Raw genomic sequence first — 23,306 nt, 5'->3', positions numbered from 1 at the left:
TACCACCCCGGTGGCTGCCTAGGCTGGTGACGTGTACCGGTTCCTCCTCTCGCGCCGCTGGGTCGGGCTGCACCTGCTCGTGCTCGTGCTGATCCCTGCCTTCTTCTTCCTGGGAAGGTGGCAGTGGGGACGGTTCGAGGAGCGGTCGGCCGACAGCGCGCGGATCACCGCCAACCTCGCCGCCGCGCCCGTGCCGCTCGATCGGCTGGACCGGACCGGAGTGCCGGTGCCGGAGCGGGACAGGTATCGCCTCGTCACCGCCACCGGACGGTACGACCCCGCCCACGAGCTCGTGGTGCGCAGGCGCACCCTCAACAGCCGCGTCGGGTTCTACGTGGTCACTCCGCTCGTCACGCCGCAGGGCGCCGTGCTGGTGAACCGGGGCTGGGTCCCGGCCGGAGCGACCGCCGAGACTCCGCCGCAGGTGCCCGCCCCGCCCACGGGAGAGGTGACGGTCACCGGACGGCTCCGCCCTGCGGAGACGCAGGACAACACCGGCATCAGGAACCGGTCCGGCCTGCCTTCCGGCCAGATCCTGCTGATCGACACGCCCCGGATCGCCGAGGGCCTGCCGTACGCGGTCTTCGGCGGGTTCGTGGAGCTCACCGCGCAGCAGCCGCAGGGCGCTCCCGCGCCCGAACTCCTGCCCCCGCCCGACGTCGGCGCCGGAGGCGGGCTCAACCTGGCGTACGCCGTGCAGTGGTGGCTGTTCATCGGGATCGCGGTGGGCGGCTGGGTGCTTCTGGTGCGCCGGGAGGCCCGCGATCTCCGTACGGAGCAGGTGTCACAAACCGTGACCGTACGCGCCGCAAGGTGAGCGAACGGATACCAACCGGAGACCTCGCAGCTTGTACGGTGTTATCCCTTGGCCCTACCGTTTACTACCGTGACTACGCCGCTGCATCCCGACCCAGAGCCGAGGCGGCGGGACTACGTGATCATCTCGGTCGATGATCACTTGATCGAGCCGGCCGACCTCTTCGAGGACCGCCTCCCGGAGAAGTACAAGGACCTCGCGCCCAAGGTCGTGGAGACCGACTCGGGCCACCAGGTGTGGCGGTACAGCGGCGCCACCTATCCCTGCGCCGGGCTGGACGTGGGCGCGGGCCTGCCCAAGGAACAGTGGACGCTCGATCCCGTCCGCTTCGAGGACATGCGGCCGGGCTGCTACGACATCGAGGCCCGGATCGGCGACATGGACCGGGCCGGGATCTGGGCGGCGCTGTGCTTCCCCGGCATGCTGGCGAACCAGGCGGGGGTGGCGTTCGGCCGCACCCGCGACCAGGACCTCGGGCTCGCGCTCGTGCGCGCCTGGAACGACTGGCACGTCGACGTGTGGGCCGGCACCTACCCCGAGCGCATGATCGCACTCCAGCTTCCCTGGCTCCCCGACCCCGAGATCGCGGCGAAGGAGATCAGGGCCAACGCGTCACGCGGTTTCAAGGCCGTCGTTTTCCCCGAGTTCCCCACCCGGCTGCGGCTGCCGTCCATCCACAGCCGCCACTGGGACCCGTTCTTCGCCGCCTGCGAGGAGACCGGGACGGTCGTGTGCCTGCACACCGGCGCGTCCTCCTGGGCGCCGGTGCCCTCACCCGACACCCCGGTCGAGGCGATCACCACGCTGATCCCGGCGAGCGCGATGTTCGCCTGCGCCGACTGGCTGTGGTCGGGGGTGGCGCTGCGCTTCCCCAAGCTGCGCGTCCTCATCGTGGAGGGCGGCGTCGGGTGGCTGCCGATGCTCGCCGAGCGGGCCGACTACGCGCTCGATCACCCCGTGGCCGGCGAGCCGAGCTGGGAGGGCGGCCTCAAGCCCAGCGAGGTGCTGCGGCGCAACTTCTTCTTCGGCACGCTCGACGACAGCGCGCTGAGCTCGGTGCGGCTCGCCGTGGGCATGGAGCGCGTGCTGCTTGAGGCCGGTTACCCGCGCGCGGAGTCCACCTGGCCCGACACCCAGCGCGCCGTCGCCCGCAACCTCGGCAGCCTGCCCCCCGCCGACATCGCCAGGGTCTCGTACGGCAACGCCGCCCGCCTGTTCGGCCACCCGCTGCCCTCGCGGGCCTGGCTGCGGCAGGAGCAGCTCTAACGCCGGACCTTGCCGGTCTGGGCGGGCCGGCCGCCGTGCTCCCACTCGACGAACTGGCCGCTCTCGCCGAGCAGCGCGCTCGCCAGCCACAGGAACACGCCGAAGTCGTCGACGACGCCGATACCGAGGAGGAAGTCGGGGACCACGTCGATGGGCGACACGATGTACGCCACGGCCATGCCGAGCATGGCGATCTTGCCCTTGGTCAGGCCGGGGTAGTCGCCCTTCACCGCGGCGCGGAGCATCCGGGGCACGGCCCGCAGCCGGGCCCCGAATCCCGGCGAGCCGGGCTTGGAGACCTCGCGGTAGGCGCGCCAGGTGGCCGCCGCACGTCCTGCCTTCACCATGAGGACACCTCCAGGGGAACACCTCTGCCCGCTTTGCCCTCTGGTTAACGTACGGCGGCGCCCCGCCGGTTCCGTCAGGCGCGCAGCGGAACGGCGTCAGGCGCCGGGCGCGAGCGCCCGTACGGTGTCGGCGAGCGGCAGGTCCCCACCCGGCAGCGGGGCAAGCACGGGCGTGTCCAGCCCGGCGGCCACGTACTCCCGCACCCGGGCCCGGCAGGTCGCCGCGTCGCCGTGCACGACGAGGTCGTCCACCACCTCGTCGGGGATCGCCTTCAGCGCGGCCTTGCGGTCCCCGGCCGCCCACGCCTCCCGCATGGGCCGCAGCAGCTCTCCCCGGCCCAGCCACTCGTGGAACGCCGCGTACACCGGCACGGTGAGGTAGGCGGCCAGCAGCCGGCGGCCGATCTCGCGCGCCTTCGCCGCGTCCTCGGTCACGACGACGAAAAGGCGCGCGATCAGCTCGGTCTCCGGCCCCAGCTCGCCCCGCACCTTCCGTACGTCCCCGGGCGACAGCCAGTTGGTGATGGCGCCGTCGGCCTCGCGGGCGGCCAGGCGGAGCATCCCGGGCCGCAGCGCGGCGAGCACGATCTTCGGCGGCGTCGCAGGGGCCTTCTCCAGCCGGAAGCCCTTCACGGCGAAGGTCTCGTAGCTCTCGGTGACCTTCTCCCCGGCCAGCGCCGCCCGCAGGAAACGCAGGGTGTCGCGGACCCGCGCGTACGGCTTGTCGAACTCGCCGGCGTTCCAGTTGCCCACGATCACCGGGGACGACGCGCCGATGCCCAGCACGAACCTGCCGGGCGCGAGGTCGGCCAGCGTGGCCGCCGACATGGCCAGCAGGGCCGGGCCGCGGGTGTAGACGGGGACGATCGCGGTGCCCAGGCGCAGGGACGGCGCCCACTCGGCCGCCAGGGCCAGCGGGACGAACCCGTCCGTGCCGCCCACCTCGGCCGACCACGCGTCGGTGTAGCCGAGCGCGGGCAGCTCGGCGACGAGCTCCTTCGACTCGACCGGCGTCTGCCCGAAGAACGGAATCGTCATGCCCCAGCGGTCCACGGCCACCCCTTCCAAGGTCTCGGACCCTGACCATACCAACCGGACGGTATGGAGTCGCGGTCACGCCCGAAGTTCGTGGACCACCTCTATGACCTCCCTGGCCACGCCCTTGATGCCGGGCAGGTGCGACAGGCCGACCAGCCGGTCGACGAGCGGGACGACCCGATCGATCAGCCGGTAGGTGCGCGCGCAGCCGGGCGAGCTGTCGTGCACCCAGAACAACACGACCCCCATCCACAGCAGCCACAGCAGCTCGGGAAGCTCCTCGCGCAGCTCGTCGTCCATCCGCCCGGCCGATCCCTCGACCACCTCCCGGTAGAGCGCGATGGCCGACTCGCGGGCGGGCGCCGACTCGGCGCTGAACGGGCTCAGGGGGTTGCTGGGCTCCGCCGCGTGCTTGAAGAACTTCACCGCGAACTCGTGGTAGGGCTCGGAGATCCGCACCCATTCCCGCAGCACGCCCCCGAGCCGTCCGGCGAACGACCGCTCGGCGGCGAACACCTCACGGCAGGCCGCCTCGTGCGTCTCCTGCGCCCGGTCGTAGTACGCCTGGATCAGCTGCTCTTTGGACCTGAAGTAGTAGTAGGCGTTGCCCACCGACACGCCCGCCTCCGCGGCGATGGCACGCATCGTGGTCGCCTCGTACCCCCGATCCCTGAACAACCGGAGGGCCGTCTCGACGATTTGCTCCCGTGTACTCTCGGCCACGCTCGTCACTGTACGGCTCGGGCCCGCGTCCGGTCATGAACCGACAAGATGATCCACGGGTCGCGGCAAATCGCCTCGTGGCAGCGGGCCGACCGGCCCCCGCGTGTGGCATTGAAGACCTCAGCCCCCGTCGTCGACCGAGGAACACCAAGGAAACGAGGCACGTGGACGTCCGCCCGTCATGGCGGGGGCTGGCCGGCATCGGCACCGCCGTACTGATCTCCCTGCCCATCCAGCACGGCAGGAACCCCGTCCCACCGCCGTCCCCGCCGCCCGCGGCCGATCCCGGCGTCGGCGTCGAGGTGAGGGGGGAGGTCTCCCTTCCTCCGCTGCTGGCCGGCACGTTCACCGCCACGGTGAGAACCTGGGACACCACGGCGGCGGACGAGCGGATCGGCCACGCGCGGGCGGCCGGCCTGCTGCTCGACGCCGGGGTGCGCTGGAAGTCCACCGAAGACTGCGCCGACCGCCGCCGTCCGTACTGCACGTCGCTGGAGGCCATCCGGTATGGCACCCTGATGCGCACCGTCGACCTGCGGCGGGACAGCGGCTGCCCGGTGACGGTCACCGGCGGCACCGAGACCGGGCACGCCGACGGCCGCTACAGCCACGGCACCGGCTACAAGGTGGACCTCGCGCACAACCGGTGCCTCGACGCGTACGTCACTCGGACCTACCGCTACTGGCGCACGCGCGCGGACGGCGCGGCACTGTACCGTGCCGCGCCGTCCGACGTGTGGGCGGACGAGCCCACCCATTGGGACGTGCTGTTCAGGTGACCCTTACGCGAACTCGGTCGCGACCAGGGCGGCGATCTCGGCGGTGTTGAGCGCGGCGCCCTTGCGCAGGTTGTCGCCGCACACGAACAGGTCGAGCGTGTTCGGGAAGTCGAGCGCCTGGCGGATCCGGCCGACGTAGGTCGGGTCGGTGCCCACGACGTCCGCCGGCGTGGGGAACACGCCGTTCGCGGGGTCGTCGAGCACCACGACGGTCGGCGCGGCGTCCAGGATCGCCCGGGCGCCCTCGACCGTGACCTCCCGCTCGAACGTCGCGTGGACGGCCAGCGAGTGGGTGGTCACCACCGGGACGCGGACGCAGGTCGCCGAGACCTTCAGGTCGGGGATGCCGAGGATCTTGCGCGACTCGTTGCGGACCTTCAGCTCCTCCGACGTCCAGCCGCCGTCCTTGAGCGAGCCCGCCAGCGGCACCACGTTGAGCGCCAGCGGAGCCGGGAACGGCGAGTCGGCCAGGTCGGGCACGGCCTTGCGCACGTCACCCGCCACGGTGCCCATCGTCCGGTCGCCGGCGACGGCCTCGATCTCGGCGTACAGCCGCTCGGGGCCGGCCACCCCGGCGCCGGACACCGCCTGGTAGGAGGAGACGACCAGCTCGCGCAGGCCCCACTCGCGGTGCAGGGCGCCCATCGCGGCCATCATCGACAGCGTGGTGCAGTTGGGGTTCGAGATGATCCCCTTGGGCCGGTTGCGGGCCTGCTCGGGGTTGCACTCGGGCACCACGAGCGGCACGTCCGGGTCCATCCGGAAGGCGCCGGAGTTGTCCACGGCCACCGCGCCGCGCGAGGCGGCGATCGGCGCCCACTCGGCGGAGACCTCGTCCGGCACGTCGAACATCGCGATGTCGACGCCGTCGAACGCCTCCGGCGACAGCGCCTGGACGACGACGTCCTCGCCGCACACGCTCAGCACCTTGCCCGCCGAGCGCGGCGAGGCGATCAGCCGGATCTCGCCGTACGCGTCGGACAGGTCGGTGCGGTTGGTCAGGATCTCGAGCATGACGGTGCCGACGGCACCGGTCGCGCCGACGACGGCGAGGGTGGGCTTGCGGCTCATCGTCCGGTACCTCCGTACACAACGGCCTCGACCTGGTCGGCGTCGAGGTCGAACGCGCGGTGGGCGGCGGCGACCGCGGTGTCCACCTCGTTCTGTCCCACGACCACGGAGATGCGGATCTCCGAGGTCGAGATCATCTCGATGTTCACCCCGGCGTCGGCCAGCGCGCCGAAGAACTTGGCGGTGACGCCCGGGTGCGAGCGCATGCCCGCGCCGATCAGGGAGACCTTGCCGATCTGGTCGTCGTAGAGCAGCGACTCGAAGGCGACCTGGTTCTGGATCTTCTTCAGCGCCGTGAGGGCCGTCTGGCTGTCGTTGGCCGGGAGCGTGAAGGAGATGTCGGTGCGACCGGTCGCCGCGGCCGACACGTTCTGCACGATCATGTCGATGTTGATCTCCGCGTCCGCCAGCGTGCGGAAGATGGCGGCGGCCTCGCCGACCTTGTCGGGCACCCCGACCACAGTGATCTTGGCCTCGCTCCGGTCGTGCGCGACCCCGGAGATGATGGGCTGCTCCACTTCGGTTCCTTCGCTGTAGGGGTCGGAGACGACCCAGGTGCCTTCCCTCGTGCTGAACGAGCTTCTGACGTGGATGGGCAGGTCGAACCTGCGGGCGTACTCCACGCAGCGCAGGTGCAGGATCTTCGCCCCGCACGCCGCCATCTCCATGGCCTCGTCGTAGGAGATCCGCGGGATCTGCCGCGCCGTACGGACGATGCGGGGATCGGCGGTGTAGATGCCGTCCACGTCGGTGTAGATCTCGCAGACGTCCGCGCCGAGCGCCGCCGCGAGAGCGACGGCCGTGGTGTCCGAACCACCCCGGCCCAGCGTCGTGATGTCCTTGCTGTCCTGGGAGACGCCCTGGAACCCGGCCACGATCGCGATCTGACCGGCGTCGACCGCCTCCTGGATGCGGCTCGGCGTCACGTCGATGATGCGCGCCTTGCCGTGCGTCGAGTCGGTGATGACACCGGCCTGCGAGCCGGTGAAGCTGCGCGCCTCGTGACCGAGGTTGGCGATCGCCATCGCGAGCAGCGCCATCGAGATCCGCTCACCCGAGGTCAGCAGCATGTCGAGCTCGCGGCCGGGCGGCAGCGGCGACACCTGCTGGGCCAGGTCGAGCAGTTCGTCGGTGGTGTCGCCCATCGCGGAGACCACCACCACGACGTCGTTGCCCGCTTTTTTCGTCGCGACGATCCGCTGGGCGACCCGCTTGATGCAGGACGCGTCGGCTACGGAGGAACCACCGTACTTCTGCACAACGAGCGCCACTGGAATCTCCAACGAATCAGGACGTGGAGCTCACAGTGTACTTGGACGTCCCAAACCGAGACCGGCACCGACCAGCATGTGGACGCTCAGACCCCCGGATCAGACCGTGGTGCCCTCTTCCACGACGTCCAGCCGGGTGTGCGCGACCAGCGCCTGCAGGGCCCGCAACGCCGCGCCCGCGTGGTTGCCCCAGGTGTTGAAGTAGGAGTACTGCCACCACCACAGCGCCTCGAGCGGACGGCCCGCCTGGTAGTGCCGCAGGCCGTGGATGAGGTCGGCCGCCACCGCCGTGAGGTCGTCCGACAGCCGGTAGGGGGTGACCACGGTGTCCTTGTAGGGGTCGAACACCTCGGCGTAGTCGTCCACCGGGCCGAGGCGGGCGGCGAGAGCCGTACGGAGGGGGTCGATGTCGGGGTCCTCGCTCAGCGCGGGCTCGACGTTGCCCTGCAGGATCACGTCCTGGGCGGCCCCGAGCTGGGTGCCCGCGAGGCTGACCTGGGCCACCTCCACCAGGAGAAGCGGCAGCGTCGCGTCGCCGCCCTCACCGCCGGCCAGGCGGGTGAGGCCGTCGATGAAGTTCTGCGCGTGTCCGGCGACGCGTGCGGCCAGGTCGTTCCACTCGTCAGACATCCAGCAGCCTCCGTCCTTCGAAAGCGCGGCCCAAAGTGACCTCGTCGGCGTACTCGAGATCACCGCCCACAGGCAGACCGCTGGCCAGTCGGGTCACTTTCAATCCCAGGGGCTTGACGAGCCTGGCCAGGTAGGTGGCCGTCGCCTCGCCCTCGAGGTTCGGGTCGGTCGCGAGGATCAGCTCGGTCACCTGGCCGTCGGCCAGCCGGGTCATCAGCTCGCGGATCTTCAGGTCGTCCGGGCCGACGCCGTCGATCGGGCTGATCGCCCCGCCGAGCACGTGGTAGCGACCGCGGAACTCACGGGTCCGCTCGATCGCCACCACGTCCTTCGACTCCTCGACCACGCAGATGACGTGCGGATCACGCCGCTGGTCCCGGCAGATCCGGCACTGGTCCTCTTCGGCCACGTTTCCGCAGACGCGGCAGAAGCGCACCTTCTCCTTCACTTCGAGCAGCGCGTGCGCGAGCCGCTTGACGTCGGCCGGGTCGGCCGCGAGGAGGTGGAACGCGATCCGCTGCGCGCTTTTGGGACCGACGCCGGGCAGCAGCCCGAGCTCGTCGATCAGATTCTGGACGACCCCTTCGTACATGCTCTAGAACCCCGGCAGCTGGCCGCCGAGGCCGCCCCCGAGTCCCTGCGCGAGCGGGCCCAGCTTCTCCTGCTGCAGCTCCCCTGCGGCGCGTACGGCGTCCCGCACGGCGGCGAGCACGAGGTCCGCGATCGTCTGCGCGGTCTCCTCCGGGTCGCTCGCGTCGATGGCCAGCGGGCTGATCTCGAGCTCGAGAAGCTCGCCGCTGCCGTTCACGGTGGCGACGACCAGGCCGCCTCCGGAACTGCCCTCGACCTCGGCGTCGCTGAGCTCCTGCTGCGCGGTGACGAGCTGCTGCTGCATCAGCTGAGCCTGCTCCAGCAACTGCTGGAGGTTGACATCCCCTGGATTCACGATGGTTGCGCTCCTCAGCGTCCAGCGACATGTTCGTCGCGACGAGCCTACGGCGTCCGCCCCGGTTTCCGCACCGGCGCGGCGTGCGTGTTCCGCGCCGGGTCACGGCCGGACGGACACCGGTTACCCCACCAGTCTCCGTCCATGCGGCGGCCGTCCATCGGGCGGGGAAGTCGCTCAGGAGTGATCAATTTCCTCGATGACGCGGCCGCCCAGCTCACGCTGGATCAGGGCCATGCCGGACAGCTCGCTGACGTCCGCGTCGTCGTCGTTGAGCGGGTCCACGTCGTCGTCCGGACGGGAGGCCCCGCCCGTACGGCCGGGCACCGTCTCCGGCCAGGCCTGCCGGGGGCCGGTCTGGGCGGCGGCCCTGGCCGCCGAGCGCGCGGCGGCCAGGCCGGGGCTCGGCGTGGATCGCGGGGCCGGGGACGGCGCGTCGTAGTCGTCGGACGGCGCGTCGGGCCACGACTCGTCGGTCGTCCCGCCGGACGACACCGCGGACGACACCGTAGACGACACCGCGGGCGACGCCGTGGGCGACGCCGCGGGTGCGGCGGCCTTCCGCTCCGGAGCCGGGGCGGCCTTGGGAGCGGCCGGCGCCGGCGCGGGCGAGGCCCCTGTGGGCGGCATGGCCGCAGGAGCCGGCGTGGCGGGCGCGGCCGGCGGAGCCGGGGACGCGGGAGGCGGCGTGGGCGTCTGCGGACCGGACGGCCCGCGGGTGGCGGGGCCGGCCGGGCCGGGACCCGAGCCGCCGACGACGACATCGACGCGCCAGGTGCCGCCGAGCACGTCGCCGAGCGCGGCGGCCACCACCTCGTCGCGCTTGCCCTTGAGGAAGCCCTGGACGTCGCCCGGCTTCTCGAAGCCGACGGTCACGACGTTGCCCTCGACGCCGAGCAGCCTGCCCTGGGCGTTGAGGATCATCCAGGCCACCCGCTGGCGGTTCTTGATCGCTTCGAGCACCTGCGGCCAGGCGTGCTGCACCGGCCCCCCGCCCGCGGCGGGCGCCTGGGCCTGCTGCGCCTGGGGAGGCGGCGGCGCCGCCCCGGAGCCGGGCCGCACGGGAGTGGGCCAGTCGTCGGCGCTCCGCTCGGCCGCCGGGGCGGCCTGAACCTGCGGAGCCGGAGCCGGGGCCGCAGCGGCGGGTGCGGGTACGGGGTGCGGCGCGGGCTGCGGAGCTGCTTGAGCCTGGGGAACAGTGGGAGCCTGAGGAACAGTGGGAGCCTGAGGAACAGTGGGAGCCTGCGGCGCGGCGGCGTACGTCCCGGCCGCGACGCCGCGCTCCAGCCGTTCGAGCCGGGTCAGCAGTGCGGCCTCACCCTGGTCGGCCCCGGGCAGCAGCACGCGGGCGCACATCAGCTCCAGCAGCAGGCGGGGGGAGGTCGCACCGCGCATCTCGGTCAGCCCGGCGTTGAACACCTCGGCCGCCCGGGTCAGCTCGGCGGGGCCCATCGACGCCGCCTGCGCCTGCAGACGCTCCAGTTCGTCGGCCGGCCGGTCGAGCAGGCCGCTGCCCGCGGCCTCGGGAACGTTGGACAGGATCACCAGGTCGCGGAAGCGTTCGAGCAGGTCCGTGGCGAAGCGGCGCGGGTCGTGACCGCCCTCGATGACCCGGTGCACGGCCTGGAACACGGCCGCGCCGTCCCGCTTGGCGAACGCGTCGACCACCTCGTCCAGCAGATCGCCGTCGGTGTAGCCGAGCAGGGAAACCGCCCGCTGGTAGGTGATGCCGGACTCGTCGGCGCCCGCCAGGAGCTGGTCGAGGATCGACAGCGTGTCCCGGGCCGATCCCGCGCCCGCCCGTACGACCAGCGGTAACGCCGTCGGCTCGTACGGCACGGACTCGGAGTCGAGGATCTCCTCCATGAGCCGGCGCAGGGTCGCGGGCGGCATCAGCCGGAAGGGGTAGTGGTGGGTGCGGGACTTGATCGTCCCGATGACCTTCTCCGGCTCGGTGGTGGCGAAGACGAACTTGAGGTGCGGCGGCGGCTCCTCCACCAGCTTCAGCAGCGCGTTGAAGCCCTCACGGGTGACCATGTGGGCCTCGTCGATGATGTAGATCTTGTAGCGCGCCGAGACGGGGGCGAAGAAGGCCCGCTCACGCAGGTCGCGGGCGTCGTCCACGCCGCCGTGCGACGCCGCGTCGATCTCGATGACGTCGAGGTGCCCCGGCCCGGTGGGGGCCAGCGCGACGCAGGACTCGCACTCCCCGCAGGGGTCGGGCGTCGGGCCCTTCTCGCAGTTGAGAGACCGGGCGAGGATGCGGGCGCTGGAGGTCTTGCCGCAGCCGCGCGGGCCGCTGAAGAGATAGGCGTGGTGGATGCGGCCGCTGCGCAACGCCTGGCGCAGCGGGTCGGTGACGTGCTCCTGCCCCTTGACCTCGGCGAATGTCCCGGGCCTGTACTTGCGGTACAGCGCAAGACTCATGCCGCCTCCTTGGAGGGTCGACCCGGCCGGCGTACCCGCTAACTGAGAGACCCCTCGCACACCCGCCAGAGCCCGCTTATCCTTGCTGCCTTCCGGCCCTGGGGAGGTTCACAGGATGACGCCGCGCGAGGGGTCCGTTGGACAGTCTAGCCACTCGACGGGTGTGCGCGGGCCGTCGAGACAACAGTCGAAACCACGCCGGAAAGTGGGCTAAGCTGTCCGACGGAGGATTCGCCTAGTTGGCCTAGGGCGCACGCTTGGAAAGCGTGTTGGGGGCAACCCCTCAGGAGTTCGAATCTCCTATCCTCCGCGCTTGGTTGAGCAGCAAGAACGCGAAAGGCCCGGTCCATCCAACCGGGCCTTTCGTGTGTCCGGACCTCACGCGTCGTCCTCGTGGAACCCAGGCCGGACGCGTGCGATGCCGTGGGTCACCAGGGCACCGGCCCGGCGTCGTCGAAGAACTGACCGGTCGGGCCGTCGTCGGGCAGGGTCGCGAGCCGGATCGCGATCGCCGCGCCCTGTTCGGGCGTACGGACACCGCGGAAGCCGTTGAGGTCGGTCGCGCAGAAACCGGGGCAGCCGGCGTTGATCAGGATGTTCGTGTCGCGCAACTCCTTGGCGTACTGCACGGTGACGGCGTTGAGGAACGTCTTCGACGGCGCGTACGCGGCGGAGATCGGGCCCGTTTCCGCGCCGGGAGTGGTCTGCCGGGTGAGCGAGCCCACGGTGCTGGACATGTTCACGATCCGCGGCGACGCCGAGCGGCGCAGCAACGGCAGCATCGCGTTGGTGACGCGGATGACGCCGATCACGTTGGTCTCCACGGCCGCCCGCATCGTGGCGGGCTCCACCGTGGTGGGCGTCTGCGGCATGCCGCCCGTTATCCCGGCGTTGTTCACGAGCACGTCGAGGCGGCCCGCGCGCTCCTCGATCAGCCCGGCGGCGGCGGCCACGCTCGCGTCGTCCGTCACGTCGAGCGGCACGCCGAACGCGTCGACGCCCGCCGCGCGCAGCTTCTCCACCGCGCCCTCCCGGCGCCCCTCGTCGCGGACACCGACTCCGACGCTCCAGCCGAGGGCGCCCAGGCCGGCCGCGATCTCATATCCGATCCCCTTGTTCGCGCCGGTGACCAGCGCGATCGTCGCTTCGCTCATGTGTCTCATCCTGTCCGCGCCCACTGCGGAACCTCCAACACCGTTTGAGTAGGCATCGATACCTGCCGGGTATCGATCACTCTCTTCCGGCGATACCGTGGCGACATGGAGACGCGTGAGCTGCGGTACTTCGTCGCCGTCGCCGAGGAGCTGCACTTCGGGCGGGCCGCGCAGCGGCTCGGGATCGCGCAGCCGCCGCTGTCGCGGGCGATCGGGCAGCTCGAACGGCGGCTCGGGGTGACGCTGCTGGACCGCACGAGCCGCACCGTCACGCTGACCGAGGCCGGGTCGGTGCTGCTGCGCGAGGGCCAGGCGGCCCTCGACGCGGTCGAGGCCGCCGAGCGCCGCACCCGCCGTGCCGCCCTCGCCGCGACCGGCCGGCCCGGCCTGGTCCTCGTCACGAAGGCCGGGGCCTCCGGCGAGCTGCTGCCGAAGCTGCTCGAGGCGTACGCCGCCGAGCCCGGCGCGGTCGCCGTCGACGTGCTCCTGTGCGGGATCGGCGAGCAGGAGCGGCTGCTGCGCGACGGCCGGGCCGACGTGGCGCTGCTGCACCGGCCGTTCGACTCGACGGCCGGGTTCGACACCGAGGAGCTGCGCGCGGAGGGGCAGGTCGCGGTCCTGCCCGCCGGACATCCCCTCACCGGCCGGGCCCACCTGCGGATGGCCGACGTCACCGCGCTGTCCGACCTGCCCACGCCGCGCTGGCCCCGCACCGACGGCACCTACCCGGACGGCCCCGGCCCGGAGGCCCGGGACCATGCGCAGCTCTGCCAGCTCATCGCGCTCGGCCGGGCCTCGGCGGTGCTGCCGGAGTCGTGCCGGGCCTATCTGCGCCCCGATCTCGCCGCGGTGCCGGTGCTGGACGCGCCGACGGTGACGACGGTGATCGCATGGCCGCCGCACAGCCGGTCGCACGCCGTCGCCGGGCTGGTCCGGGCCGCGACCCGCCTCTAGCCGTCCTTGCCTCCCGGCTCCCGCGGCGGGCCAGGCCAATGTCGGCTGGACATCCGCCGGACGGAGAGAGGAGGGTGGGCCGAATGGAACAGATCGACTTCCCTGCGACTCCGCGAGCGGGGGACCTCGACGTCCGGTGGATTCACGGCTCTGAGTCGGCCAAGCACAACACCGACCCCGACATCCAGGTGCACCGATACGACGAGCACACCTTCGTCCTGCGCCAGAACAAGGCGATCAACTACGAGGCGCCCTTCATGTTCCTGATGTTCGGGAACACCCGGGCCCTGCTGCTCGACACAGGCGCGACGGCGTCACCCGCGTACTTCCCGCTGCGCCGGACGGTGGACGAGATCGTGGACCGCTGGCTGGCCGATCACCCCCGCGAGGACTACGGGCTCCTCGTCGCCCACACGCACGGCCACGGCGACCACATCGCGGGCGACGGCCAGTTCCGCCACCGCCCGGACACGGTCGTCGTCGATCCCGGCGTGGAGCACGTGCGCGAGTTCTTCGGGCTCGGCGACGATCTCGACGTTCCCGGGAGCGTCGACCTGGGCGGCCGCGTTCTGGACGTGCTGGCGAGCCCCGGGCACCACAGGTCGGCGGTGACGTTCTACGACCCACCCACCGGCCTGCTCCTGACCGGTGACACCGTCTACCCCGGGCGGCTGTACGTCGCGGACCAGCCGGCGTTCGAGCAGACCGTCGACCGCCTGGTGAAGCTCGCCGAGGCCCGGCCCGTCACCCACGTTCTCGGCTGCCACATCGAGATGACCAACGTGCCGGGCGAGGACTACCCGATCCGCACCACTTACCAGCCGGACGAGCCGCCGCTCCAGATGACGGTCGAGCACCTGCGGCGGATCCGCGACGCGGTGGCGGAGATCGGGGGCCGGCCCGGCGTCCACGTGTATCCCGAGTTCATCGTCTACAGCTAGCGATCGGATCAGATCCAGCCGCGCAGCAGCATGCGGCTCAGCCAGACGTCGTACGGCACCGGCACGGCGGTGAGCACGGGCGACAGCCACCAGAAGTTCACCAGTGCGAGCAGCGTGAACGCGCCCACCACCGTCGCCCCCGTGGAGCGCCGCGCGGCCGGCGCGCCCGGCGGCCCGAGGACGAGCCCGCATGCCAGCACGATCGCGAGAACCATGAACGGCACCGCCGGGATCGCGTAGAACAGGTACATCGTGCGGTCGTCGGCCAGCGCGAAGTAGAACCACGGCAGCCATCCCGCCGCGTAGGCGAGCAGGACGGCGCCCGCCCGCCAGTCGCGGGTCCTCGCGTACCAGCCCACCATCGCGAGCAGCGCGAGCAGCCCGCCGTACCAGATCACCGGGGTGCCGGTCCCGAGGATCGCCTGCGAGCAGGATGCGGCGCCGCAGGTGCCGTGGGGCGACTGGTAGAAGAACGCAACCGGCCGCAGCAGCAGCGGCCAGGTCCACGGATCCGACTGGTAGTCGTGGTGCGCGCTCAGCCCCTGGTGAAAGCCGAACACCTGGCTCTGGTAGTCCACCAGCGAGCGAAGCGAGTCGAAGACGAAGTAGGCCCAGCCGTTCGAGGTCGCGCGGTCCCAGTTGCGGCCCCACCCGCCGGCCGAGGCGAACCATCCGGCGAACGACGCGACGTACACGACGGCCGGTACGGCGCCGAGCCAGGCGAGGCCCAGCGGCCAGTCGAGACGGGCCGCCTGCCGGTATGGCCGGCGCAGGCCGACGGCGCGCCTGGCCCCGCAGTCCCAGACGAGCGTCATGATCCCGAACGCCACGACGAACAGCACGCCGGTCCACTTGGTCGCCGTCGCCGCGCCCAGGCACAGCCCGGCCGCCAGCCGCCAGGGCCGGGGGCCGAGCCGGGGAGCGGGCCCGTGCAGGGCGGAGGTGCGATACCACTCCGTCAGGCGCGTGCGGGCCGCGTCGCGGTCGGCGACCAGGCAGGCGAAGCCCGCGAGCACCCAGAACATGAGGAAGACGTCGAGCAGCGCGGAGCGCGACAGCACGAGGTGCAGGCCGTCCAGGGCCAGCAGCAGACCGGCGAGGCAGCCGAGGAGGGTCGAGCGGGTCATCCGGCGGGCGGTCCGCGCCAGGACCAGCACGCTGAGCGTGCCCGCGAGCGCGGCGACACACCGCCACCCGAAGGGCGTGATGCCGAAGAGCCACTCCCCCGCGCCGATCAGCCATTTGCCGAGCGGGGGGTGGGCGACGTAGGCGGCGCACTCCTCGAACGTCCCGCACGCCTTGAACACGTCCGTGCCGCCGCGTACGAACACCTGGTCGGCGCCGTCGGCGAACTGCCGCTCGACGCCGAACGTGATCAGCGAGTAGGCGTCCTTGGCGTAGTAGAGCTCGTCGAAGACGAGCGCGTGCGGGACATCGAGACGGTAGAACCGGAGGAACCCCCCGAGAGCGGCCACGGCCAGCGGGCCGAGCCACCCCCGCCCGCCCGGCATCGGCGGCACCAGCCGGGGTAAGGCGGTCAGGGGCACGCGGTGATCCTAACCCGGCAAAACACGAAGATCAGAGCAAGACGGATCCGGCATGGCAGACCGTCAGGCATGATCACCGCCACCCGGGGCAGTAGCCCCGGCAAGCAACCGGCAACGCCATCGGGAGCGTCGCAGATGGATTTCGATGACCGAGCGCAACTCGACACCTCGCAGGTCGAGGACGTCGGCGGTGGGGGCGGGTTCCGCGGCGGAGGTCTGGCCATCGGCGGCGGAGCCGCCGGCATCATCGCCCTCATCGTGGCCCTGATCTTCGGTGTCAATCCCGGCAACATCACGGGCGGCGGCGACGAGCCCGCCGGCCTGCAGCCGACCAGCGACCTGAGCGCGCAGTGCAAGACCGGCGCCGACGCCGACCAGTCGGAGAAGTGCCGGGTCGTGGGCGTCGTCAACAGCATCCAGAAGTACTGGGGCGAGCAGATCCAGGGGTACACCGGCGCGAAGACCACGCTGTTCTCCGGCGGGGTGCAGACCGGCTGCGGCGCCGCGGACTCCTCCGTCGGCCCCTTCTACTGCCCCAATGACAAGCACGTCTACCTGGACCTGTCGTTCTTCGACGAGCTGCAGTCGCGGTTCGGGGCCAAGGGCGGCCCGTTCGCCCAGGCGTACGTGATCGCCCACGAGTACGGCCACCACGCGCAGGACCTGCTCGGCACCATGAACCGCGTCGGCCAGGACCAGGGCGCGGAGAGCGGCTCGGTGCGGCTCGAACTCCAGGCCGACTGCTATGCGGGCGTGTGGGCCAAGAACGCGGTGGACACCGGCTTCTACGCCAAGCCGTTCACCGACGCCGACATCCAGGAGGCGCTCGACGCCGCCGCCGCGGTCGGCGACGACCACATCCAGGAGCAGGCCCAGGGCAGGGTCAACCCGGACGCGTTCACCCACGGCACCTCCGCCCAGCGGCAGAAGTGGTTCACGAACGGCTACTCGTCGGGCGACCCGGCACGCTGCGACACCTTCTCAGGGAGCGTCTGAGACCCCCGGCAGAGCCTCGGGCGCGAAGCTTTGCGTCGTCTCCTAAACTACATACCGTGATCTTTAAGTTGGTCGGTGACGGACGGCCCTATCCCGAGCACGGACTGTCGTCCCGCGAGTGGGCGCAGATCCCGCCCCGGCAGGTCCGGCTCGACACGCTGATCACCACGAAGGCGGTGCTGGACCTGCACTCGTTGCTCGCCAAGGACTCGACCTTCTACGGCGACCTGTTCCCGCACGTGGTGCAGTGGAAGGGCGAGCTGTACCTGGAGGACGGCCTGCATCGTGCCCTGCGCGCCGCCCTCCACCAGCGTTCGGTGCTGCACGCCCGCGTGCTGGAGCTGCAGGACTAGACGCTCTCCGGCGCTGCTCGCCGCCTATGCCGGGCCGGCCGGCATCCGGGTGGCGGCGGGCGTGCGGCGGCGGGCCGGGACCCGGGTGACGAACGCGCTCCGACCGGCCGTGCCGGGCCGGTGCCTGTGGACGCGAAAGAGCCGCCGACCCTGTGATCAGGATCGGCGGCTCTTTCGTCGAGCGGTGGAGGTGGGATTTGAACCCACGGTAGGTTGCCCTACACACGCTTTCGAGGCGTGCGCCCTCGGCCACTAGGCGACTCCACCGCGCAGCAGCTTACCGGACGAACACCACTGCGCGTGCATCCGTTTCCTTCCGCCCGCCGAGTCAGGCGCGGCGGCCCGAGAAGAACTCGGTCAGCACGGCCGCGCACTCACCGGCCAGCACGCCCATGACCACCTCGGGCCGGTGGTTGAGCCGACGGTCCCGCAGGACGTCCCACAGCGATCCGGCGGCCCCGGCCTTCTCGTCCACCGCGCCGTACACGACGCGGTCCACCCGGGAGAGGACCGCGGCGCCGGCGCACATCGTGCAGGGTTCCAGCGTGACGACGAGCGTGCAGCCCGTCAGCCGCCAGTCGCCGATCCGCGCCGCCGCGGCGCGCAGGGCGAGCACCTCGGCGTGGGCGGTGGGGTCGGCGCTCGCCTCGCGGTCGTTGCCCGCCGCCGCCAGCACCCTTCCCGGCCCTGGCGAGCCGGGCGGCGACACTCCGGATCGGGGCGGGCCGAGCACGACGGCGCCGACCGGCACCTCGCCGCGCCCGCCCGCCCGTACGGCCTCCGCCAGCGCCAGCCGCATGGCGGCCTCGTACGTGTCCGGCGGCGAGCCGGTCACCGCAGGCGGTCGAGCTCGTCGGCGAAGCCGAGCCGTTCGGCGATGAGAGAGAGGATGTCGGCGGGCAGCACACCCTCCTCCATGCTGAGCTCCACGAGCTCCTCCGCGCTCAGCGAGAAGTCGCCGAGCAGCTCCAGGTCGCCGACCGGACGGATGCCGAGGTCGGGCGCGTCCTTGTCCACCACGACGCCGGCCAGCTCGGCGAAGATCTCGCCCAGGGGGTCGTTCTGCACGGCGTGCGCGTCGGAGATGAACACGCGGGGGTCGAGATCGTCCTCATAGCGGATGATCGCGAACCACTCGTCCTCGACCTCCACGCACAGCAGCGCGAGCTCGTCGCCGCTGAGCCCGAGGGCCTCCTGCAGGGCGTCGCTCAGGTCGTCGGCGATCTCGGCCTCGCCGAGATCGACCTCGGCGCCGGCCCAGTGGCCGTCGATGCGGGCGAAACCGGCGGAGAAAAGGTTGGATCTGGAGGGCATTGCCGTCTCCCCAGGTCAGCCGATGGCGGCGTCGACGGCGCGTTCGAATGGCTGGGAGAAACCCAGCCGTGCGGCGATGCTGGACAGGACCTCGTCGGGCAGCAGATCGAGGTCGCCGGACAGCGCGCCCAGCTCCATCTCGTCGAGCCCCAGGTCGGCGAAGATGGACAGGTCCCCGGCGGGAAGCACGCTGTCGAGCTCCTCCTCCTCGGGCACGGGCACGTCGAGGTATTCGAGGACCTGCTGCGCCAGCGGCCACTCCCAGGCGGCCGTGATGTCCGAGAGGAAGACGTCCACCTGCTCGCCGAAGACCCGTAACGCCACGAAGAAGTCATCCCCTACGGCGACCATGCCAATCGTGGTTCCCATGCTGGGGGTCTGGCGGAGGGCGTGAATGAGTCCGTCCAGATCGGAGGTCAGCGCCACCGGGAGCATCTCCGCCTCCCAGCGGTCCTCCTCGCGATAGACGACGATGGCGAAGTCAAGAGTGTCCACGTCTGTCATCGTCTTCCCCACCGCACGGTCTTCACGCAGGCAATGGTCGCAGAATCGGAGTCGTACCGTACGGTGCTCACTCCAAATCGTGATCAAAGACTCAGCCGACGTCGAGGGTTTGCCCAGGAGACGGTAACTTCTCTTCCCATGGAGACCCTCGTCGTCGACCACCCGCTCGTCGCCCACAAGCTCACCACTCTCCGCGACGTGCGGACCGACTCGCCGACGTTCCGCCGCCTGGCCGACGAGCTGGTCACGCTGCTCGCCTACGAGGCCACCAGGGACGTCCGGGTCACCGACGTGACGGTCGACACGCCGCTCGCCCCCGCCCACGGCGTACGGCTGGCGCGCCCCGTGCCGCTCGTGGTGCCGATCCTGCGCGCGGGGCTGGGGATGCTCGACGGGATGACCCGGCTCCTGCCGACCGCCGAGGTGGGCTTCCTCGGAATGATCCGCGACGAGTCGACGCTCAAGGCCCAGACCTACGCCACGCGGCTGCCGGAGGACCTGTCCGGCCGCCAGTGCTACGTGCTCGACCCGATGCTCGCCACTGGCGGAACCCTCGCCGCGGCGATCCACTTCCTGTTCGACCGCGGCGCCCGGGACGTCACCGCGATCTGCCTGCTGGCCGCGCCCGAGGGCATCGCATACCTGGACGAGGCGTTCCGCAGCGGCGACCGGCCGATCCGGGTGGTGACGGCCGCCCTCGACGAACGGCTGAACGAGAACGGCTACATCGTGCCCGGCCTCGGCGACGCCGGCGACCGCCTTTACGGCGTCGTCTGATCGCCCTCGCCCGATTCCCCGGGGTCTGATTTCCCGAGGGGTCTGATTTCCCTTCCTCTCCTGCGGTCCGTCCCGCATCCCGCCCCTGGTTACACTGTGCGGCCAGTAGGGTACTCACTGTGATGACGACGTCACCTCGCGCTCTCGCGAGCGGCGCGCCACCAGGGAGAGCGATGATCCAGCATCCGGCCGGCGAGCACTACGAACAGCTCGAGGCCCTGCTCAGGGACGAGTTCGCGGGGGTGCATCCTCCCGCGACGGTGACCCGGTGCGTTCAGGCCGCCCACCACGGCGCCATCGAGGTCACCGGACACGCGCACCCCGCACTGGTCGAGCGCATCGCCCGCAAGCATCTGCGGGTCCTGGCGACCGCCGCGGCGGAGCGGGGCTGACCGTCGTCACGATCACGAAACCCGTTGGCGGTTAGCCGCTTTACCAAACGGGGCGTCTGGGTAATGTATTGGTCATGGGAGTGGTGACGGCGTTGCAGGCGAAGAAAGTCATCAAGTGGACGCTCATCGTGTCGGCGGGCTTCTACCTGCTCACGAGACCGACTGACGCGGCCCACACGGTCCACGGGGCCTTTACCGGAATCGTCAGCGCGGCCGACTCGATGGCGCAGTTCTTCGCCACCCTGACATGAGACTTGTGACCCACGGGGACTCGGCCCCGTCGTCGGTCAACCGTTACCTCCTCCCCCACGAACACCAAGTCATCATGGTCCGGCGCCACCCCGCCGTCCTCCTGCGCCCGGTCGCCGAGATCTTCGGTGGGCTCATCCTCGCCGGAATCCTCAGCAAGTTCCTGAGCGACAACGGTGCGAGCCAGGCCCTCGCCCTCGTCTGGTGGGCCTGGCTCCTCCTACTGGTTCGATTCGTCTGGAAGGTCGCGGAGTGGTCGGTCGACTACTTCGTCGTCACCTCCCAGCGCATGCTTCTCACCACCGGCCTCATCACGCGCAAGGTCGCGATGATGCCCCTGAGCAAGGTCACCGACATGAGCTTCCAACGCTCGCTCCTCGGCCGCATGCTCGGCTATGGCGAGTTCGTGATGGAGTCGGCCGGCCAGGATCAGGCCCTGCGTACCGTCCCCCACATCCCCTATCCGGAGACCTTGTACCTCGAGGTCTGCCAGATGATCTTCCCCAGCAAGGACGGGGACGACGACTGACCGCCGGTCCCCCGTCCGATATCTCGACACCGTGATCGAACCTTCATCGTCGTGATTCTTGACGGAGGGTTACACGATTCGGTCGCTTCGTGCCATTATGGCGACACTATTGACCCTTCCCCCGCCCTGAGAGACCAGATGCCGAGTCAGGGAACCATCGGCGACCGCGTCCGCGGATTGCGGTTGAGCAGGCGCATGTCACAGGCCCAGTTGGCCGGACCCGACCTGTCCGACAGTTACGTCTCACTCATTGAGTCCGGAAAGCGGACGCCTACACCGGTCGTCGCCCGGCTGCTCGCAGAGCGGCTCGGTTGCACCACCGAGTTCCTGCTCCACGGGATAGAACCCCGGCAGCGCATCGACACCGAGCTCGGCTTGCGACATGCCGAGCTCGAGCTGTATCACGGCGATCCCGCCGTGGCGGCCGACCGCTTCGGCGAGATCGTCAAGGCGGCGGGTGAGGACAACGCGATGCTGGCCGCACACGCGCGCCTCGGTGTGGCGCGGGCGCTGGAGGCCCAGGGTCGCGTCGGCCGGGCCGTCGAGGCGTACGAGCGGCTGCGCCGCGAGGCCTCCGCGCATCCCGAGCGCCTCGCCGACCTGCCGCTGACGGTCGCGCTGTGCCGCTGCTACCAGCGGGCCGGCGACCGGCTGCGGGCACGCGACCTCGGCGCCCACGCGCTCGGCCAGATCGACCGGCTCGGCATGATCGAGGGCCAGCTGGCCGTCGAGCTGGCGCTCGCGCTGGTGGAGGCCGAGACCGGCCTGCCGTACGTCGAGCGGGTGCTGTCGACCGCGGGCCCGGCGCGCGCGAGCGACCGCAGCGCGGAGATCCTCGCGCTGTGGCAGGCCAGCGTCACGGCGGCCGAAGGCGAGGACTCGGCGCTGGCCGTGCAGCTCGCCGAGGACGCCCTCGCGGCGGGCCGTCCGGCCCGGATCGCCGTGCGCCGCGCCCGTATCGCGATGCACTGGGCTCGCATCACCGCGGCGAATCCCGAAGGCGCCGATTTGGACCGAGCCAACGATCTCGCGAAGTCCGCGGCGGACGTCTTCGCGCGGTTCCCGGCCGAGCGGCAGGAGCACGCGCGGAGCCTCGTGGTGCTGAGTTTCGTACGGTTCCGGACCGGAGACGCGGAATCCGCAGCCGAACTCGCCGGTCAGGCACTGGATCTATTGGACAGCGCCAAGGGGACCACCGCGGCGACCGCGAACATGGTCCTGGCCGAGATCGCGTTGGCACGGTCCGAAGATCCGGCTGTCACGCTCGACCGGGCGCACGACCTGCTGGACGGCGAGGCGCCCGACCGGGAGACCGCCCGGGCCTGGCGCATGCTCGGCGACCTGTGGGGCCAGGCCGGTGCCCTCGACCGGCAGTCAGGGGCATATCGTAGAGCCCTGGAAGCGGTCGGAATCCGCGTGAACATACCGGGCTCCATGACCACGACGGTGCTCGCTCGATAGCCTCCTGGGGCTCCGGACTTGTTCTGGAGGCCTCTGGAATAATGAGGGTCTACCACTCATTCCATCATCGGATGATTGGCAACCCAAAGGAGGCTGACGTGAGCCTGCGGACGGCGCAGCGGGCGTCTCTCGTGGACCAGGTGATCGACCAGCTCAAGGAGCAGATCACCTCCGGCTCCTGGCAGATGAATGCCAAGATTCCTACCGAGACGGTGCTCGCCGAGCACCTCGGAGTCGGCAGGAACACGGTCCGTGAGGCGGTCCGCGCGCTGACCCACGCCGGGCTGCTGGAGTGTCGCCAGGGCGACGGCACGTACGTGCGGGCCACCAGCGAGCTGTCGGGTGCGATGGCCAGGCGGCTGCGCGCGGCCGAGCAGCTGGAGATCCTGGAGGTCCGGCGCGCCCTGGAGGTCGAGGCGGCCCGTCTCGCGGCGACACGGCGGACCGACGAGGACGTCGCGTCGATCGAGGCCGCGCTGGCCGCGCGCGAGAAGGCATGGTCGGACGGCGACCCCGAGGCGTTCGTCGAGGCCGACCTCGCCTTCCACGTGGCGGTCGTCGAGGCCACGCACAACAGGGTGCTGATCGACCTCTATGTCGACTTCTCCGCGGCGCTGCGGGCGAGCATCGCGGCGGCCGGCGGCTCCCTGGAGCAGAACTACATCCCCCACGACGCGATCGTGCGCGCGATCGCCGCCGGCGACGCCACCGCGGCCGAGCGGGCCGGTCACGCGTGCATGGAGCACATCCTCATCGCCCTCACCGACTCCGCCACCCTCACCTCCTGAGCCCTGCTTCTCAACCCCACCGCCCGGCGGGT

The 23,306-nt window shown here is 71.1% G+C and carries 27 protein-coding genes, 2 tRNA genes and 1 other RNA gene; 14 read left to right on the top strand and 16 right to left on the bottom strand.

The window, feature by feature from the left end; genetic code table 11:
- The first annotated feature begins 31 nt into the window (after positions 1-31).
- Both FH610_RS17570 and FH610_RS17565 read left to right on the top strand, forming a co-directional pair.
- Positions 32-817 carry an SURF1 family cytochrome oxidase biogenesis protein gene (locus FH610_RS17570; protein WP_139575524.1) on the top strand — a complete coding sequence of 262 codons (786 nt, stop codon included), beginning with the start codon at positions 32-34 and terminating at the stop codon, positions 815-817.
- A gap of 69 nt (positions 818-886) precedes the next feature.
- On the top strand, positions 887-2,083 hold the full coding sequence (locus FH610_RS17565) for an amidohydrolase family protein (protein WP_139575523.1): 1,197 nt from the start codon (positions 887-889) through the stop codon (positions 2,081-2,083).
- Here FH610_RS17565 and FH610_RS17560 read toward each other — a convergent pair.
- The 3 genes from FH610_RS17560 to FH610_RS17550 form a co-directional block, all read right to left on the bottom strand.
- Positions 2,080-2,430: a YkvA family protein gene (locus FH610_RS17560; RefSeq protein WP_139575522.1), complete on the bottom strand. Its 351-nt coding sequence runs from the start codon at positions 2,428-2,430 to the stop codon at positions 2,080-2,082. The two genes, FH610_RS17565 and FH610_RS17560, sit on opposite strands and share 4 nt — an antisense overlap.
- A gap of 96 nt (positions 2,431-2,526) precedes the next feature.
- Entirely contained in the window at positions 2,527-3,468 is a 942-nt protein-coding gene (locus tag FH610_RS17555; protein WP_205825861.1) for an LLM class F420-dependent oxidoreductase, read from the bottom strand.
- 75 nt (positions 3,469-3,543) lie between these two features.
- Complete coding sequence (locus FH610_RS17550; protein WP_240809026.1) at positions 3,544-4,191, bottom strand: TetR/AcrR family transcriptional regulator; 648 nt, start codon at positions 4,189-4,191, stop codon at positions 3,544-3,546.
- Positions 4,192-4,355: 164 nt separating this feature from the next.
- On the opposite strand from FH610_RS17550, the gene FH610_RS17545 reads away from it, so the two are divergent.
- Positions 4,356-4,970 carry a hypothetical protein gene (locus FH610_RS17545; protein WP_139575519.1) on the top strand — a complete coding sequence of 205 codons (615 nt, stop codon included), beginning with the start codon at positions 4,356-4,358 and terminating at the stop codon, positions 4,968-4,970.
- 3 nt (positions 4,971-4,973) lie between these two features.
- On the opposite strand, the gene FH610_RS17540 is transcribed toward FH610_RS17545, so the two are convergent.
- From FH610_RS17540 to ffs, 7 genes are all read right to left on the bottom strand, one after another.
- Complete coding sequence (locus tag FH610_RS17540; protein ID WP_139575518.1) at positions 4,974-6,041, bottom strand: aspartate-semialdehyde dehydrogenase; 1,068 nt, start codon at positions 6,039-6,041, stop codon at positions 4,974-4,976.
- The gene (locus tag FH610_RS17535) at positions 6,038-7,312 is read right to left on the bottom strand and encodes an aspartate kinase (RefSeq protein ID WP_030508661.1); all 1,275 of its coding nucleotides are present in this window, start codon (positions 7,310-7,312) and stop codon (positions 6,038-6,040) included. Before FH610_RS17535 ends, FH610_RS17540 begins: the two co-directional genes overlap by 4 nt.
- A gap of 99 nt (positions 7,313-7,411) precedes the next feature.
- Positions 7,412-7,942: a DUF5063 domain-containing protein gene (locus FH610_RS17530; RefSeq protein WP_079320095.1), complete on the bottom strand. Its 531-nt coding sequence runs from the start codon at positions 7,940-7,942 to the stop codon at positions 7,412-7,414.
- On the bottom strand, positions 7,935-8,534 hold the full coding sequence (recR, locus tag FH610_RS17525) for a recombination mediator RecR (RefSeq protein ID WP_076439806.1): 600 nt from the start codon (positions 8,532-8,534) through the stop codon (positions 7,935-7,937). Before recR ends, FH610_RS17530 begins: the two co-directional genes overlap by 8 nt.
- A gap of 3 nt (positions 8,535-8,537) precedes the next feature.
- Complete coding sequence (locus FH610_RS17520; protein WP_139575517.1) at positions 8,538-8,888, bottom strand: YbaB/EbfC family nucleoid-associated protein; 351 nt, start codon at positions 8,886-8,888, stop codon at positions 8,538-8,540.
- A gap of 177 nt (positions 8,889-9,065) precedes the next feature.
- Positions 9,066-11,315 (bottom strand): DNA polymerase III subunit gamma and tau, encoded by a 2,250-nt coding sequence (locus FH610_RS17515; RefSeq protein ID WP_139575516.1) that lies wholly within the window; start codon positions 11,313-11,315, stop codon positions 9,066-9,068.
- Between the two features lie 42 nt (positions 11,316-11,357).
- Positions 11,358-11,453: signal recognition particle sRNA small type (gene ffs, locus FH610_RS17510), an RNA gene on the bottom strand.
- Positions 11,454-11,539: 86 nt separating this feature from the next.
- On the opposite strand from ffs, the gene FH610_RS17505 reads away from it, so the two are divergent.
- Positions 11,540-11,625: transfer RNA gene (locus FH610_RS17505), tRNA-Ser, on the top strand.
- Between the two features lie 118 nt (positions 11,626-11,743).
- Here FH610_RS17505 and FH610_RS17500 read toward each other — a convergent pair.
- The gene (locus tag FH610_RS17500; protein ID WP_139575515.1) at positions 11,744-12,469 is read right to left on the bottom strand and encodes an SDR family oxidoreductase; all 726 of its coding nucleotides are present in this window, start codon (positions 12,467-12,469) and stop codon (positions 11,744-11,746) included.
- A 105-nt stretch (positions 12,470-12,574) separates the two neighbouring features.
- On the opposite strand from FH610_RS17500, the gene FH610_RS17495 reads away from it, so the two are divergent.
- A complete protein-coding gene (locus tag FH610_RS17495; protein ID WP_139575514.1) occupies positions 12,575-13,423 on the top strand; it encodes a LysR family transcriptional regulator in 849 nt (282 codons plus the stop codon).
- A gap of 83 nt (positions 13,424-13,506) precedes the next feature.
- A complete protein-coding gene (locus FH610_RS17490; RefSeq protein WP_139575513.1) occupies positions 13,507-14,364 on the top strand; it encodes an MBL fold metallo-hydrolase in 858 nt (285 codons plus the stop codon).
- Positions 14,365-14,372: 8 nt separating this feature from the next.
- On the opposite strand, the gene FH610_RS17485 is transcribed toward FH610_RS17490, so the two are convergent.
- Positions 14,373-15,911 (bottom strand): dolichyl-phosphate-mannose--protein mannosyltransferase, encoded by a 1,539-nt coding sequence (locus FH610_RS17485; RefSeq protein ID WP_338104552.1) that lies wholly within the window; start codon positions 15,909-15,911, stop codon positions 14,373-14,375.
- A 135-nt stretch (positions 15,912-16,046) separates the two neighbouring features.
- Between FH610_RS17485 and ypfJ the strand changes: the two genes are divergently transcribed.
- Positions 16,047-16,907, top strand: coding sequence for a KPN_02809 family neutral zinc metallopeptidase (ypfJ, locus tag FH610_RS17480; RefSeq protein WP_139575512.1), 861 nt, complete (start codon positions 16,047-16,049; stop codon positions 16,905-16,907).
- 56 nt (positions 16,908-16,963) lie between these two features.
- Entirely contained in the window at positions 16,964-17,260 is a 297-nt protein-coding gene (locus FH610_RS17475; RefSeq protein WP_079320148.1) for a type II toxin-antitoxin system VapB family antitoxin, read from the top strand.
- A gap of 182 nt (positions 17,261-17,442) precedes the next feature.
- Here the strand turns inward: FH610_RS17475 and FH610_RS17470 are convergent.
- From FH610_RS17470 to FH610_RS17455, 4 genes are all read right to left on the bottom strand, one after another.
- A tRNA-Ser gene (locus tag FH610_RS17470) sits at positions 17,443-17,527 on the bottom strand.
- A 61-nt stretch (positions 17,528-17,588) separates the two neighbouring features.
- Positions 17,589-18,059, bottom strand: coding sequence for a nucleoside deaminase (locus FH610_RS17465; RefSeq protein ID WP_139575707.1), 471 nt, complete (start codon positions 18,057-18,059; stop codon positions 17,589-17,591).
- A 32-nt stretch (positions 18,060-18,091) separates the two neighbouring features.
- Positions 18,092-18,574 carry a tRNA adenosine deaminase-associated protein gene (locus FH610_RS17460; protein WP_139575511.1) on the bottom strand — a complete coding sequence of 161 codons (483 nt, stop codon included), beginning with the start codon at positions 18,572-18,574 and terminating at the stop codon, positions 18,092-18,094.
- Positions 18,575-18,589: 15 nt separating this feature from the next.
- Positions 18,590-19,078 carry a tRNA adenosine deaminase-associated protein gene (locus tag FH610_RS17455; protein WP_030508646.1) on the bottom strand — a complete coding sequence of 163 codons (489 nt, stop codon included), beginning with the start codon at positions 19,076-19,078 and terminating at the stop codon, positions 18,590-18,592.
- A gap of 138 nt (positions 19,079-19,216) precedes the next feature.
- Here FH610_RS17455 and upp point away from each other — a divergent pair, with 138 nt between their 5' ends.
- The 6 genes from upp (at position 19,217) to FH610_RS17430 (ending at position 23,274) form a co-directional block, all read left to right on the top strand.
- Complete coding sequence (gene upp / locus FH610_RS17450) at positions 19,217-19,855, top strand: uracil phosphoribosyltransferase (protein ID WP_139575510.1); 639 nt, start codon at positions 19,217-19,219, stop codon at positions 19,853-19,855.
- Positions 19,856-20,028: 173 nt separating this feature from the next.
- The gene (locus FH610_RS17445) at positions 20,029-20,247 is read left to right on the top strand and encodes a hypothetical protein (protein WP_079314255.1); all 219 of its coding nucleotides are present in this window, start codon (positions 20,029-20,031) and stop codon (positions 20,245-20,247) included.
- A gap of 74 nt (positions 20,248-20,321) precedes the next feature.
- Entirely contained in the window at positions 20,322-20,498 is a 177-nt protein-coding gene (locus FH610_RS42880) for a hypothetical protein (protein ID WP_161628024.1), read from the top strand.
- Positions 20,495-21,025, top strand: coding sequence for a PH domain-containing protein (locus FH610_RS17440; protein WP_139575509.1), 531 nt, complete (start codon positions 20,495-20,497; stop codon positions 21,023-21,025). The genes FH610_RS42880 and FH610_RS17440 overlap by 4 nt, the downstream gene beginning before the upstream one ends.
- Before the next feature lie 183 nt (positions 21,026-21,208).
- Positions 21,209-22,486 carry a helix-turn-helix domain-containing protein gene (locus FH610_RS17435; protein ID WP_240809025.1) on the top strand — a complete coding sequence of 426 codons (1,278 nt, stop codon included), beginning with the start codon at positions 21,209-21,211 and terminating at the stop codon, positions 22,484-22,486.
- A 98-nt stretch (positions 22,487-22,584) separates the two neighbouring features.
- A complete protein-coding gene (locus FH610_RS17430) occupies positions 22,585-23,274 on the top strand; it encodes a FadR/GntR family transcriptional regulator (protein WP_139575507.1) in 690 nt (229 codons plus the stop codon).
- Positions 23,275-23,306 lie beyond the last annotated feature (32 nt).

The organism is Microbispora catharanthi (assembly GCF_006334915.2).
Lineage (GTDB): Bacteria > Actinomycetota > Actinomycetes > Streptosporangiales > Streptosporangiaceae > Microbispora > Microbispora catharanthi.
The sequence above is the reverse complement of the archived record's forward strand: the minus strand, read 5'-3'. Positions and strand labels throughout refer to the sequence as shown.